Origin of the sequence: Streptomyces sp. NPDC052396 (genome assembly GCF_044593195.1) — a bacterium.
Taxonomy (GTDB): domain Bacteria; phylum Actinomycetota; class Actinomycetes; order Streptomycetales; family Streptomycetaceae; genus Streptomyces.
Genome location: NZ_JBIUAW010000008.1, coordinates 100,811 through 113,640 on the forward strand (window position 1 = coordinate 100,811; position 12,830 = coordinate 113,640).

Here is a 12,830-nt window from a genome sequence, read left to right on the forward strand (position 1 = left end):
TCAGATTCCCGTCAGCTTCCCGTCGGCGACCGTCGCCCGGCCCCGCAGGAAGGTGTGGGTGACGCGCCCCGGCAGCTCCAGGCCCTGGTAGGGGGTGTTACGGCTGCGGGAGGCGAAGCCCGCGGGGTCCACCACACCACGGTAAGCGGAATCGACCAGGGTGAGGTTGGCGGGCTCCCCCGCGGCGACGGGCCGGCCGTGCCCGGCCAGCCGGCCGATGGCGGCCGGACGGAAGGACATCCGGTCGGCGACCCCGGCCCAGTCCAGCAGGCCGGTGTCGACCATGGTGTGCTGGACCACCGACAGCGCGGTCTCCAGGCCCACCATGCCCATGGCGGCCGCGCCCCACTCGCAGTCCTTGTCCTCGTGCGGGTGCGGGGCGTGGTCGGTGGCCACACAGTCGATGGTGCCGTCTGCCAGCGCCTCGCGCAGGGCCGTCACATCGGCCTCGGTGCGCAGCGGCGGGTTGACCTTGTAGACCGGGTTGTAGCTGCGCACCAGCTCGTCGGTGAGCAGCAGGTGGTGCGGGGTCACCTCGGCGGTGACATGCCAGCCCTTGGACTTGGCCCAGCGCACGATCTCCACCGAGCCGGCGGTGGACAGGTGGCAGATGTGCACCCGGGAGCCGACATGCGCGGCCAGCAGCACATCGCGGGCGATGATCGACTCCTCGGCGACGGCCGGCCAGCCGCCCAGGCCCAGCTCGGCGGAGACCACGCCCTCGTTCATCTGGGCGCCCTCGGTCAGCCGGGGCTCCTGGGCGTGCTGGGCGATCACGCCGTCGAAGGCCTTCACATACTCCAGCGCCCGCCGCATGATCACGGCGTCGTCCACACACTTGCCGTCGTCGGAGAAGACCCGCACCCCGGCGGCCGAGTCGTGCATGGCGCCCAGCTCGGCCAGCTTCTTGCCCTCCAGGCCCACGGTGACCGCGCCCACCGGCTGGACGTCGCAGTAGCCGGACTGCCGGCCCAGCCGCCAGACCTGCTCGACCACGCCTGCGGTGTCGGCCACCGGGAAGGTGTTGGCCATGGCGTGCACGGCGGTGTAGCCACCGACGGCCGCGGCGCGGGTGCCGGTCAGGACGGTCTCGGAGTCCTCGCGGCCGGGCTCGCGCAGGTGGGTGTGCAGGTCGACCAGGCCGGGCAGCAGGATCTTGCCGGCCGCCTCGATGACGGTGGCGCCGTCGGCGCTGAGGCCGGTGCCGACCTCGGTGATGGTCTCGCCGTCGATCAGCACGTCCTGCGGCTCGCCGCCGAGGACCTTCGCACCGCGGATCAGGGTCTTGTCGGTCATCACTTGTTCTCCTCGGTGCGGTTGGTGACGGCGGGCTCCGCGCCGCCCAGCAGCAGGTACAGCACGGCCATCCGGATGGAGACGCCATTGGCGACCTGCTCCACCGCGGTGCAGCGGGCGGAGTCGGCGACCTCCGCGGTGATCTCCATGCCCCGGTTCATCGGCCCGGGATGCATCACGATGGAGTGCTCCGGCATCCGGCCCATCCGCTCGGAGTCCAGGCCGTAGCGGCGGGCGTACTCCCGCTCGGTGGGGAAGAAGGCGGCGTTCATCCGCTCGCGCTGGACGCGCAGCATCATCACCGCGTCGGACTTGGGCAGCACCGCGTCCAGGTCGTAGGAGACCTCGCAGGGCCACTGCTCCACCCCGATGGGCACCAGGGTGGGCGGGGCGACCAGGGTGACCTGGGCGCCCAGGGTGGTCAGCAGATGGACGTTGGAGCGGGCCACCCGGCTGTGCAGGATGTCGCCCACGATGGTGATCCGGCGGCCGTCCAGGCCCTGGCCCAGCCCGGCGTCCGGGCCGGTCAGCCGGCGGCGCATGGTGAAGGCGTCCAGCAGGGCCTGGGTGGGGTGCTCATGGGTGCCATCGCCGGCGTTGACCACCGCGCCGTCGATCCAGCCGGAGTTGGCCAGCCGGTACGGGGCGCCGGAATCGTGGTGGCGGATGACCACCGCGTCCGCGCCCATCGCCTCCAGGGTCAGCGCGGTGTCCTTGAGCGACTCGCCCTTGGAGACCGAGGAGCCCTTGGCGGAGAAGTTGATGACATCGGCCGACAGCCGCTTGGCGGCGGCCTCGAAGGAGATGCGGGTGCGGGTGGAGTCCTCGAAGAAGAGGTTGACCACGGTGCGGCCGCGCAGGGTCGGCAGCTTCTTGATCGGCCGGTCAGCGACCCGGGCCATCTCCTCGGCGGTGTCGAGGATCAGCACCGCGTCGTCGCGGGAGAGGTCGGCGGCCGAGATGAGGTGACGCTTCATCCGGATTACTCCGATGTTGGGGAGGTATGCGGGAGTGAGGGCCGGGCATGCGGGCTCGCGGGCCCGGTGTCACCGGGTCCGCTGGGGGCCGCTACTGCCCGGCGGGGGCCGGGTGCACGCCGAGCAGGACGCTGTCGCGCCCGTCCTCCTCGGTGAGCTGCACCTTGACCGTCTCCCGCAACGACGTGGGGAGGTTCTTGCCGACATAGTCGGCGCGGATCGGAAGTTCGCGGTGGCCGCGGTCGACCAGGACCGCGAGCTGCACGGCGCGCGGGCGGCCGATGTCGTTCAGCGCGTCCAGCGCGGCGCGGATGGTCCGGCCGGAGAAGAGGACGTCGTCCACCAGGACCACCAGCCGGCCGTCGATGCCGGTACCGGGAATCTCGGTACGGGCCAGCGCACGTGCCGGGCGCAGCCGCAGGTCATCGCGGTACATGGTGATGTCGAGAGAGCCGACCGGGGTGCGGGCGCCGGTGATTTCCTGGAGTTTGGCGGCCAGCCGGTGGGCGAGGAAGACACCCCGGGTGGGAATGCCAAGCAGCACCACATCGTCCGCGCCCTTGGCGCGCTCGACGATTTCGTGGGCGATACGGGTGAGAACCCGGGCGATGTCCGGTGCTTCGAGCACGGGACGCGCCGGAGCATTTGCGTCCATACGAAACGGACCTCCTTCTCCGCCTCACGGGACGGACATTAAAGGACGTCGAAATTGCGTGGTCCACGGTACCAGTACCGCCGGGAACCGGTGAACGGGCCCTTGGGGGGTGCACCGCATGAACCATTCGGCTTGACGAAGGCAGATTACGCTGCGTAACCTCACAGTGAGTTACCACTCTTCGTCCGGGGAGCTTTATGTCCAGCGAATACGCCAAACAGCTCGGGGCCAAGCTCCGTGCCATCCGCACCCAGCAGGGACTCTCCCTCCATGGAGTCGAGGAAAAGTCCCAGGGGCGCTGGAAGGCCGTGGTGGTGGGCTCGTACGAGCGCGGCGACCGTGCCGTGACCGTGCAGCGCCTGGCCGAGCTGGCCGACTTCTACGGTGTGCCCGTGCAGGAGCTGCTGCCCGGCACCACGCCGGGCGGTGCCGCCGAGCCCCCGCCGAAGCTGGTGCTGGACCTTGAGCGGCTGGCCCATGTCCCGGCCGAGAAGGCGGGTCCGCTCCAGCGTTATGCGGCCACCATTCAGAGCCAGCGCGGCGACTACAACGGCAAGGTGCTCTCCATCCGCCAGGATGACCTGCGCACCCTCGCCGTGATCTACGACCAGTCCCCTTCGGTCCTGACCGAGCAGCTCATCAGCTGGGGGGTGCTGGACGCGGACGCCCGTCGGGCCGTGCAGCACGAGGACGCCTGACGTCCGGCTCTTGGAAACAAACCGCCGTGGGGCGGGAAACCTTGCCGGTTTCCCGCCCCACGGCGGTTTCGCATGGCCGTTGGCCGTTCAGGAACGCCGGATGTTCGGCTTCAGCTCCTTGAAACGGCCCAGCAGACCATTGACGAAGGCGGGCGACTCGTCGGTCGAGAACTCCTTGGCCAGTTGCACGGCCTCATCGATGGCCACCGCGTCCGGAGTCTCGTCCTCCCAGATCAGCTCGTACGCTCCGAGCCGGACGATGTTCCGGTCGGCGACGGGCATACGGTCCAGGTCCCAGTCCACCGCATAGGTCGCGATCAGCTCGTCGATCCGGGCCACATGCCCGGCGTACCCCTCGACCAGCCGCATGGTGTACTCGGTGACCGGCGGCTGCCGGTCGTCGGACCGCGAGTGCCGGATCCAGTCGGCGAGCACCGTCTGCACGGTGGTGCCGCGCTGATCGGCCTCGAAGAGGATCTGGAAGGCGCGCTTACGGGCCTTGCTACGGGCGGCCACGGTTAGCTGTTCACCCGGCCGAGGTACTCACCGGAGCGGGTGTCGACCTTGATCTTCTCGCCGGTCGAGATGAACAGCGGGACCTGGATCTCGTAGTCGGTCTCCAGGGTGGCGGGCTTGGTGCCACCGGTGGAGCGGTCGCCCTGGACGCCCGGGTCGGTGTGCTTGATGACCAGCTCGACGGCGGCCGGGAGCTCGACATAGAGCACCTCGCCCTCGTGCTGGGCGACGGAGGCGTTGAAGCCCTCGATCAGGAAGTTGGCGGCGTCACCGACGGCCTTGCGGTCGATGTGCAGCTGGTCGTAGGTCTCCATGTCCATGAAGACGAAGTAGTCGCCGTCCATGTAGGAGAACTGCATGTCGCGGCGGTCGACGGTGGCCGTCTCAACCTTCACGCCGGCGTTGAAGGTCTTGTCGACAACCTTGCCCGAGAGCACGTTCTTGAGCTTGGTGCGGACAAACGCGGGGCCCTTGCCAGGCTTGACGTGCTGGAACTCGACGACGGACCAGAGCTGGCCGCCTTCGAGCTTGAGCACCATGCCGTTCTTGAGGTCGTTCGTGGAAGCCACGGTTGCGGAATCTCCTGGACTGAACTGGGACCCCGAAGGCGCGCGCTACAGCGCGAGCAGCTCCTTGGTCGTGATGGTGAGTAGCTCGGGTCCGCCGTCCGCCTCTGGGCGGACGACGAGCGTGTCATCGATCCGGACGCCGCCCCGCCCCGGGAGGTGGACTCCCGGATCTACGGTGACCGGCACGCAAGCGTCCAGTTTACCCATGGCCGAGGGCGCGAGACGCGGGTCCTCGCCGTTTTCCAGTCCCACCCCGTGCCCGATGGACGGACCGACCCGTTCCCCGTGCCCCGCCGCCTCCAGCACCCGGCGTGCCGCCCGGTCCACTTCACGGTACGGCGTGCCGGGGGCCAGCGCCTCCCGCCCGGCCCGCTGGGCCGCGAACACCTGGTCGTAGAGCTCGATCTGCCACTCCGCGGGCGAGGTGCCGATGACAAAGGTACGGGCGACCTCGCTGTGGTAGCCCCGGTAGTCGGCGCCCAGGCAGACGCTGAGGAAGTCGCCCTCCTCCACCCGCCGGTCGGTCGGTACATGCCCGGCCAGCCCCGAGTTGGGGCCGGTGCCCACCGAGGTGGGGAAGGCCGCCCCGCCGGCGCCGTGGTCCACCAGGCGGCGCTCCAGCTCCAGCGCCAGATGCCGCTCGGTGCGCCCGACCAGAATGGACTCCAGCAGCTCGCCCAGCGCCTGGTCGGCGATCTCGGCGGCGATGCGCAGCGCGGCGATCTCCTCGCCGTCCTTGACCACGCGCTGCTGCTCCACGGCCGGGCCCAGGTCGTCCAGGCGCAGCCGGGGCGCCACCGAGCCCATGGCGCGATGGCGCATCACGGTCAGATGGTGCTCCTCGACCGCCAGCGACCGCGCTCCGGCGGCCACCGCCCGCTCGGCGGCGGCCACCGCCGGGTCGCCTTCCACGCTGGGCAGCAGCTGGACCCTGAGATCCTCGGCGGGCCGCCCGGCCGGGCCGGTGCCGGCGAAGTGGTCGGCGTACGGGTCGACCGTGCACAGCAGCACATCATGGCCGGGGCCGACGAGCAGCGCGGAACCGGCCGGCGCGCCGCCCGCCAGATAGCGGACATTGGCCGTGCCGGTCACCAGCGCGGCCTCGCTGCCGCCCGTGACACATCGTTCGAGGAGCCGTGAGCGCCGTGCCGCGTACACGTCGGACATGCTTCGAGCGTACGTACGGCGAGCGGAACCGTCCGTTCCAGCGCGTCCGACCGGGCTTTACCAGCCGCTGGACGCGGCCAGCGCGCGGGTGACGGTCTCGTCCAGCAGCCGGGCGGTGGTGGCCACGTCCTGCTGGGAGTTGTCGATGATGGGGAGCCCGGCGCCGTACCAGCCGGCCATCCGGCCGTGGATCCGGGCGACCTCCTCGTCGCCGAGGCGGCGGTTGCCGGTGCGCTCGGCATTGCGCTCCAGGACCACCTCCAGGCCCGGCAGCAGCACCACCGGCAGCAGGCCGGGGCCGATATGCCGCTGCCAGCCGCCCAGGCCCACCGAGGGCCGGTCGGGGAAGACCGCGTCGTCGATGATGCAGGAGATGCCGTTGGCGATGAAGTTGCGGGCAGCGAAGCCACAGGTGCGACGGGCCAGGCGGTACTGGGCCTCGGAGTGGTCGTTCCACCCGGACTGGGGGTCGGCAAAGCCGGCCCGCACCCATTCCCGGACGTCGTCCAGGCTGATGTGAGCGGTGGGCACCCGCCGGGTGTCCGCCCAGTGCCGGGCCACGGTGGTCTTGCCGGCGCCCGCCGGGCCGATCAGCAGCACCGCCACCGGCGCCTGCAGGGGGTCGGCCACCACGGTGGCCTGGGGCGCGGGGGGTGCGGGTGCGGCCGGCGCGGGCGGGAAGTGCGCCGGGGGCGGTCCGGGGACCGCCGGCGGACCGGCCGGCCGGGGAGCGGGGGCCGCCCAGCCGGGCGCGGCCGGTATCGGCCCCAGGCCGTCCCCCGCTGGTGGCAGCGGCTCTCCCCCTGCGTGCTGCATCCGACTGGCACTCCGTCTCGTACTGGTGTCTGGGGCGCGTTGAGGGTACCCGAGACGGCCGCGGCGGGCCGCCGGGCGGTCAACGGCCCGACGGCCCGGAAAGTGCCCGAAGCCCCTGGCTCAGCCGGTCAGTTGCTCCGCCAGGGCACGCAGCGCCAGCCGGTAGGAGCCGATGCCGAACCCGGCGATGGTGCCGCTGGCCACCGCCGAGATCACCGAGGTGTGCCGGAACTCCTCCCGGGCGTGCGGGTTGGAGATGTGCACCTCGATCAGCGGGGCGGTGCGCTGGGCGGCCGCGTCCCGCATGGCGTACGAGTAGTGGGTGAACGCACCGGGGTTGATGACCACCGGCAGCGCTCCGTCGGCCGCCTCATGCAGCCAGCGCACCAGCTCGCCCTCGTCATTGGTCTCCCGCACCTCGACCGCCAGGCCGAGTTCCGCGCCCAGCGCGGTGCACTCGCGCACCAGGCCGGCGTAGGAGGTGGAACCGTAGACATCGGGCTCCCGGGAGCCCAGCCGCCCCAGATTGGGGCCGTTGAGCACCAGCACCCGGGCGGCCGTCACCTGCTCCTGGTTCGCTTCTCCGCCCGCGCGGCGCAGAGGTGCGGCCATCGCCTCCGTCTGCGGCCCGGCGGCCGCGCGTGCGCCGCTCACGCCGCGATCTCCGCGTGCGCGGCCAGCAGCATGGCGGGATCCGGCGCCTCCAGCACGGCCGGCCGGGCCAGGCCCTCCAGCACGATAAAGCGCAGCCGGTCGCCCCGGGTCTTCTTGTCGATCTTCATCGTCTCCAGCAGCTTGGGCCACTGGTCGCCCCGGTAGGTCACCGGCAGCCCCACCGAGGTGAGTACCGCGCGGTGCCGGTCGGCGGTGGCGTCGTCCAGCCGCCCGGCGATCCGGCCGAGTTCGGCGGCGAACACCATGCCGACCGAAACCGCCGCGCCATGGCGCCAGTTGTAGCGCTCGTTCTTCTCGATGGCGTGCGCCAGGGTGTGCCCGTAGTTGAGGACCTCCCGCAGGCCGGACTCCCGCAGGTCCTTGGAGACCACCTCCGCCTTGACCCGGATCGCCCGCCCGATCAGCTCCGCGGTGTGCGGGCCGTCCGGGGTGCGGGCGGCCTCCGGGTCGGCCTCGATCAGCTCCAGGATGGCCGGGTCGGCGATGAAACCGGCCTTGATCACCTCGGCCAGGCCGGAGACATAGTCGTTGACCGGCAGCGACTGGAGCGCGGCCAGGTCGCACAGCACCCCGGCGGGCGGGTGGAAGGCGCCCACCAGGTTCTTGCCCTCGGCGGTGTTGATGCCGGTCTTGCCGCCGACCGCGGCGTCCACCATGCCCAGCACGGTGGTGGGCACCGCGATCCAGCGCACCCCCCGCAGCCAGGTGGCCGCCACAAAGCCGGCCAGGTCGGTGGTGGCTCCCCCGCCGACACCGACGATCACATCGGTGCGGGTGAACCCGCTCTGGCCCAGCGCCTTCCAGCAGTAGGCGGCGACCTCGGCGGTCTTGGCCTCCTCGGCGTTGGGCACCTGGATGGCGACGGCCTCATAGCCCTGGGCGGCCAGGTCCTCGCGCAGCGCCTCACCGGTGGCGGCCAGCGCCTCGGGGTGCACCACGGCCACCCGCCGGGCGGCCTTGCCGATCAAACCGGCCAGCTCGCCCAGCAGTTGGTGCCCTACCAGCACCTCGTAGGGCGCGGTGCCCGCGCTGCCTGCGACATGGATACGGGTGGGGGCGTCGGTCATGGGTTCCTCACTGGATGGTCTGTCGGTTACGGCCCTGCAGGCCCAAGGCCTCGATCACCGCGTCGGCGACCTGGGCGGGGGTGCGGCCGCCGGTGGGCACCACCGCGCGGGCGACCTCGGTGTAGAGCGGCCGGCGCTGCTCCATCAGCTCGCGCCACCGCTTGCGGGGGTTGACCGCGAGCAGCGGGCGGGGGGTGTCCAGCCCCACCCGCCGTACCGCGTCGGCGAGTTCGACCTCCAGGAAGACCACCGGAAGGCCGTCGAGCAGGGCGCGGGTGCCGGGGTCCATGATCGCGCCACCGCCCAGCGCGAGCACCCCAGGGTGCTCCTCGACGGCGGCGCGCACCGCCCGCCGCTCCAGCTCGCGGAAGTGCGGCTCGCCGTCCTCGACGAAGATCTCCGGGATGGGCTTGCCGGCCGTCGCCTCGATATCGGCGTCGGTGTCCCGGTAGCCGGTCTCCAGCCGCCGCGCCAGCAGCGCGCCGATGGTGGACTTGCCCGCGCCGGGCGGGCCCACCAGCACCACCAGCGGCCCGGTCACCTGATGGCCAGGTTCTCGAGGTAGCCGCGCAGGTTGCGGCGGGTCTCCGCAACGCTGTCGCCGCCGAACTTCTCCAGCACCGCGTCCGCCAGCACCAGCGCCACCATCGCCTCGGCCACGATGCCCGCCGCGGGCACCGCGCAGACGTCGGAGCGCTGGTGGTGTGCCTGGGCCGGCTCGCCGGTGGCCACATCCACGGTGGCCAGGGCGCGGGGCACGGTGGCGATGGGCTTCATCGCGGCGCGCACCCGCAGCAGTTCGCCGGTGGTCAGGCCGCCCTCGGTGCCGCCGGAGCGGCCGGAGGAGCGGCGGATGCCGTCCTCGGTGGGGACGATCTCGTCATGCGCCCGGGAGCCGGGCACCCGGGCCAGCTCGAAGCCGTCGCCGACCTCCACTCCCTTGATGGCCTGAATACCCATCAGGGCGGCGGCCAGCCGGGCGTCCAGCCGCCGGTCCCAGTGCACATGGGAGCCCAGGCCCACCGGCACGCCGTAGGCCAGCACCTCGACCACGCCGCCCAGGGTGTCGCCGTCCTTGTGCGCCTGGTCGATCTCGGCGACCATCGCCTTGCTCGCGGCCTCGTCCAGACAGCGCACCGGGTCCGCGTCCAGCCGCGCCACATCGGAGGGCTTGGGGTGGACGCCGTAGGGCGCCTTGGCGGCGGCCAGCTCCACCACATGGGAGACGATCTCGATGCCGGCCGCCTCCTTGAGGAAGGACCGGGCCACCGCGCCCAGCGCCACCCGGGCCGCGGTCTCCCGGGCGCTGGCCCGCTCCAGCACCGGACGGGCCTCGTCAAAGCCGTACTTCTGCATGCCGGCCAGGTCCGCGTGGCCCGGACGGGGCCGGGTCAGCGGGGCGTTGCGGGCCAGGGCGGCCAGCTCCGCCGGGTCCACCGGGTCGGCCGCCATCACCTTCTCCCACTTGGGCCACTCGGTGTTGCCCACCATCACCGCGACCGGGGAGCCCATGGTCAGACCGTGCCGCACCCCGCCGAGGAAGGTGACCTCGTCGCGCTCGAACTTCATCCGCGCGCCGCGGCCATAGCCGAGCCGCCGCCGGGCCAGGTGGTCCGCCACCATCTCGGTGGTCACCGGCACGCCGGCGGGAAGTCCCTCCAGCGTCGCCACCAGTGCGGGGCCGTGCGACTCCCCAGCGGTCAGCCAGCGCAACCTGCTCAACGGTGCTCCTCAAGTGCCAGGCGGAATGCTCGCCCTGATCCTCCCATGGGCGACCGCCCGCACCCGGCTCAGGTCCGCGATGCGGACGGGTGGGTGAGACACCGGCGTCCGCCGTGGTCAGCCGCCGCGCGCCGCCAGTGCCGCCTCGCCCGCCAGGCGCATTTCCGCCAGCGGGGCCGGTACCCGGCCGGTCATCCGCTCGACCTGGAGCACCGCCTGGTGCACCAGCAGGTCCAGGCCGCCCAGCACGGATCCGCCGCGGGCCGCCCAGGCGGTGGCCAGCGGGGTGGGCCAGGGCTCGTAGAGCACATCGAACAGCGTGCCGGGGTGCTCCGGCACGGCATGCGCCAGCGCGTCCACGGCACCGGCCGGGGTGGTGGCGATCACCAGCGGCGCACCCAGCGCCTCGGCAGCCCTGGACCAGTCGGCGGTGCGCACCGCCACCCCCAGCCGCTCGCCCCAGCCGCGCATCTCGGCGGCCCGCTCCGCGCTGCGCACATAGGCGGTGACCTCGCCGGTGCACACCCGGGCCAGCGCGGCCAGCGCCGAGGAGGCGGTGGCTCCGGCGCCGAGCACCGCGGCCGAGCCGACCTCGCCCACGCCATGCTCGCGCAGCGCCGCCACCAGGCCGGGGATGTCGGTGTTGTCGCCGACCCGCCGGCCGTCCCCGGTGAACACCACCGTGTTGACCGCCTCCACGGCGGCGGCGGTGGCACTGATCTCGTCCAGCAGCGGGATCACCGCCCGCTTCAGCGGCATGGTCAGGGACAGCCCGGCCCAGCTGTCGTCCAGCCGGTCCAGGAAGCCGGGCAGCGCGGCCTCGTCCACCTCGAACCGGTCATAGCTCCAGCCGGCCAGGCCGAGTGCGGCGTAGGCGGCCCGGTGCAGCACCGGGGAGAGCGAGTGGGCGATGGGCGAGCCCAGTACCGCCGCCCGGTGGCGGTCACTCACTGGCCGGCCGCCTTCTTGTGCTCCTGCTCATAGCGCTGGCGGTTCTTGTTCTGCTCCTCGTTGGTCACGGCGAACAGTGTCTCGTTCTCGTTGACCGACACGAAGTAGTACCAGGGGCCGGGCGCCGGTTCCAGCGCGGACTTCAGCGCCTCCGCGCCCGGGTTGCCGATCGGGCCGGGCGGCAGGCCCTTGATGTTGTAGGTGTTGTACGGGTCCTTGAACTTGCGCAGGTCGTTGACCGAACCGGTGTCCAGGGTGCTCTGGCTCTTGGCGTAGTTGACCGTGGAGTCGAAGTCCAGCAGCCCGTAAGTCTCCTTGTTGTCCGGCTTGAGCCGGTTGTAGATCACCCGGGAGATCTTGTCGAAGTCATGCGGGGAGCGGCCCTCGGCCTGGACCAGGCTGGCCACGGTGATCAACTGGAGCGGCGACTTCAGGCCCAGCTCCTTGGCCTTGCCGTCCAGGTCCTGCTCGGCGTACTTCTTCTTGGCCTGGTCGACCATCTGCCGCAGCAGGTCCTCCGGCTTGGTGCCCTTGCCGGCGTTGTACTGGGAGGGGAAGAGGAAGCCCTCCAGCGGGTCCTTGATGCTGGGGTCGCTGTTCGCCCAGTCCGGCAGCCCCAGGTTCTTCGCCTGGCTGTGCGCCACATCCTTGGTGGTGCCGGGCTTGAGCCCGAGCTTGTCGTCAACGGCCTTGTAGACCTGGGCGGCCCGGATGCCCTCGCGCAGGGTCAGGAAGTTCCCGGCGTTGGTCATCATGGCGACCGCCGCCTCGCCGGACATCTCCTGGTGCAGGGTGTAGGTGCCCGGCTGGATGGCCTTGCCGGCGGCCGCCTCGGAGAAGGCGCGGGCGCTCTTGACCACGCCGTTGCGCGCCAGGAGATCACCGATCTGGGTGAGGCCGGCGCCCTTGGCCACCACGATCTGCACCTGGCCGGAGCCCTCGCCCTGGTAGTCGGGCGCGGGGCCGTAGTGGGTCTCCCAGTAGTCGTAGCCCAGATAGCCGATGCCGCCCACGGTGCCCAGCAGCACCACGGAGGCCACCAGACAGGCGGTGCCGCTGCGCCGCTTGTTCTTCTTGCCCTTGTCCTTGCCCTTGCCGCGCCGCTCCCGGCCGCGGGGGCTCTCCTCGGCCGCCTCCTCGTCCTCGGCGGCTTCCCCGGCGGCGGGCGCGGCCTTGGCCTCCTCGCCGGACAGGCCGTCGAAGAAGGAGAGTTCGCCGGTGTCCCCGGGATCAGGATCGGCTTGCCACTGCTCCTGCGGCTGCTGGTGCTGCTGCTGGGGCACGGGCTGCTGCTGATGCTGAGACTGCTGATGCTGGGGTTGCTGATGCTGCTGGTCCTGCTGCTGTACCAGCTGCTCATGCGGCTGCTGCTGGTACTGCTGGGGTACGGCCTGTTGCTGGTGCGGCGCGGGGTACGCGCCCGGAGCCCCGTAGTAGTCCTGCGGGTTCCCCGCATAGGGGTCACCCTGACCCGGATACGGCCCGCCCTGCGGGGCGTGCCCGTAAGGGGACCCCGCGCCCTGCGCGGGATCCCAGCCGTACTGCTGCTGTTCCGGGTGACCGTAGTACGGCTGCTGAGGCTGCTGCTGCGGGTACTGCTGCTGCCCGTCGTAGCCCTGTTCCCCATAGCGAGGGTCGCCGGGATGCCACGGTTGGGAGCCGGAGTCCCGGCCGTACTCAGTCATCTGTCCCCTAGAGCCGCACAGCGGCAGCCGCTCGGC

At 71.7% G+C, this 12,830-nt stretch carries 14 protein-coding genes; 1 reads left to right on the forward strand and 13 read right to left on the reverse strand.

Features of this window, described 5'->3' with window-relative positions; all coding sequences use genetic code 11:
* The 3 genes from ACIHFE_RS21895 to pyrR all read right to left on the reverse strand — a co-directional run bounded on the left by ACIHFE_RS21895 (position 1) and on the right by pyrR (position 2,928).
* Positions 1-1,296 (reverse strand): dihydroorotase, encoded by a 1,296-nt coding sequence (locus ACIHFE_RS21895; protein WP_400108872.1) that lies wholly within the window; start codon positions 1,294-1,296, stop codon positions 1-3.
* On the reverse strand, positions 1,296-2,273 hold the full coding sequence (locus ACIHFE_RS21900) for an aspartate carbamoyltransferase catalytic subunit (protein WP_400108873.1): 978 nt from the start codon (positions 2,271-2,273) through the stop codon (positions 1,296-1,298). Before ACIHFE_RS21900 ends, ACIHFE_RS21895 begins: the two co-directional genes overlap by 1 nt.
* 91 nt (positions 2,274-2,364) lie before the next feature.
* A complete protein-coding gene (pyrR, locus tag ACIHFE_RS21905) occupies positions 2,365-2,928 on the reverse strand; it encodes a bifunctional pyr operon transcriptional regulator/uracil phosphoribosyltransferase PyrR (protein WP_400108874.1) in 564 nt (187 codons plus the stop codon).
* A gap of 197 nt (positions 2,929-3,125) precedes the next feature.
* On the opposite strand from pyrR, the gene bldD reads away from it, so the two are divergent.
* The gene (gene bldD / locus ACIHFE_RS21910) at positions 3,126-3,626 is read left to right on the forward strand and encodes a transcriptional regulator BldD (RefSeq protein WP_004948690.1); all 501 of its coding nucleotides are present in this window, start codon (positions 3,126-3,128) and stop codon (positions 3,624-3,626) included.
* An 87-nt stretch (positions 3,627-3,713) separates the two neighbouring features.
* On the opposite strand, the gene nusB is transcribed toward bldD, so the two are convergent.
* The 10 genes from nusB to mltG form a co-directional block, all read right to left on the reverse strand.
* Positions 3,714-4,142 carry a transcription antitermination factor NusB gene (nusB, locus tag ACIHFE_RS21915; RefSeq protein ID WP_400108875.1) on the reverse strand — a complete coding sequence of 143 codons (429 nt, stop codon included), beginning with the start codon at positions 4,140-4,142 and terminating at the stop codon, positions 3,714-3,716.
* Positions 4,143-4,144: 2 nt separating this feature from the next.
* Positions 4,145-4,711 (reverse strand): elongation factor P, encoded by a 567-nt coding sequence (efp, locus tag ACIHFE_RS21920; RefSeq protein ID WP_400108876.1) that lies wholly within the window; start codon positions 4,709-4,711, stop codon positions 4,145-4,147.
* A 45-nt stretch (positions 4,712-4,756) separates the two neighbouring features.
* The gene (locus ACIHFE_RS21925; protein ID WP_400108877.1) at positions 4,757-5,878 is read right to left on the reverse strand and encodes a M24 family metallopeptidase; all 1,122 of its coding nucleotides are present in this window, start codon (positions 5,876-5,878) and stop codon (positions 4,757-4,759) included.
* 57 nt (positions 5,879-5,935) lie between these two features.
* Entirely contained in the window at positions 5,936-6,694 is a 759-nt protein-coding gene (locus tag ACIHFE_RS21930; protein ID WP_400108878.1) for an AAA family ATPase, read from the reverse strand.
* A gap of 120 nt (positions 6,695-6,814) precedes the next feature.
* Positions 6,815-7,306: a type II 3-dehydroquinate dehydratase gene (gene aroQ / locus ACIHFE_RS21935; RefSeq protein ID WP_400109279.1), complete on the reverse strand. Its 492-nt coding sequence runs from the start codon at positions 7,304-7,306 to the stop codon at positions 6,815-6,817.
* Positions 7,307-7,344: 38 nt separating this feature from the next.
* The gene (gene aroB, locus ACIHFE_RS21940) at positions 7,345-8,436 is read right to left on the reverse strand and encodes a 3-dehydroquinate synthase (RefSeq protein WP_400108879.1); all 1,092 of its coding nucleotides are present in this window, start codon (positions 8,434-8,436) and stop codon (positions 7,345-7,347) included.
* A 7-nt stretch (positions 8,437-8,443) separates the two neighbouring features.
* Entirely contained in the window at positions 8,444-8,977 is a 534-nt protein-coding gene (locus tag ACIHFE_RS21945) for a shikimate kinase (protein WP_400108880.1), read from the reverse strand.
* Entirely contained in the window at positions 8,974-10,158 is a 1,185-nt protein-coding gene (gene aroC / locus ACIHFE_RS21950) for a chorismate synthase (RefSeq protein ID WP_400108881.1), read from the reverse strand. Before aroC ends, ACIHFE_RS21945 begins: the two co-directional genes overlap by 4 nt.
* A gap of 117 nt (positions 10,159-10,275) precedes the next feature.
* Positions 10,276-11,109, reverse strand: a complete 834-nt coding sequence (locus ACIHFE_RS21955) for a shikimate dehydrogenase (RefSeq protein ID WP_400108882.1) — start codon at positions 11,107-11,109, stop codon at positions 10,276-10,278.
* Complete coding sequence (gene mltG, locus ACIHFE_RS21960; RefSeq protein ID WP_400108883.1) at positions 11,106-12,794, reverse strand: endolytic transglycosylase MltG; 1,689 nt, start codon at positions 12,792-12,794, stop codon at positions 11,106-11,108. Before mltG ends, ACIHFE_RS21955 begins: the two co-directional genes overlap by 4 nt.
* Positions 12,795-12,830: the final 36 nt, after the last annotated feature.

Coding starts and splice junctions, on each gene's coding strand:
- aroQ (WP_400109279.1), bottom strand. CDS start 7,306: ATGGCCGCACCTCTGCGCCGCGCGGGCGGAGAAGCGAACCAGGAGCAG.
- aroB (WP_400108879.1), bottom strand. CDS start 8,436: ATGACCGACGCCCCCACCCGTATCCATGTCGCAGGCAGCGCGGGCACC.
- ACIHFE_RS21925 (WP_400108877.1), bottom strand. CDS start 5,878: ATGTCCGACGTGTACGCGGCACGGCGCTCACGGCTCCTCGAACGATGT.
- ACIHFE_RS21900 (WP_400108873.1), bottom strand. CDS start 2,273: ATGAAGCGTCACCTCATCTCGGCCGCCGACCTCTCCCGCGACGACGCG.
- pyrR (WP_400108874.1), bottom strand. CDS start 2,928: ATGGACGCAAATGCTCCGGCGCGTCCCGTGCTCGAAGCACCGGACATC.
- ACIHFE_RS21895 (WP_400108872.1), bottom strand. CDS start 1,296: ATGACCGACAAGACCCTGATCCGCGGTGCGAAGGTCCTCGGCGGCGAG.
- ACIHFE_RS21930 (WP_400108878.1), bottom strand. CDS start 6,694: ATGCAGCACGCAGGGGGAGAGCCGCTGCCACCAGCGGGGGACGGCCTG.
- mltG (WP_400108883.1), bottom strand. CDS start 12,794: ATGACTGAGTACGGCCGGGACTCCGGCTCCCAACCGTGGCATCCCGGC.
- bldD (WP_004948690.1), top strand. CDS start 3,126: ATGTCCAGCGAATACGCCAAACAGCTCGGGGCCAAGCTCCGTGCCATC.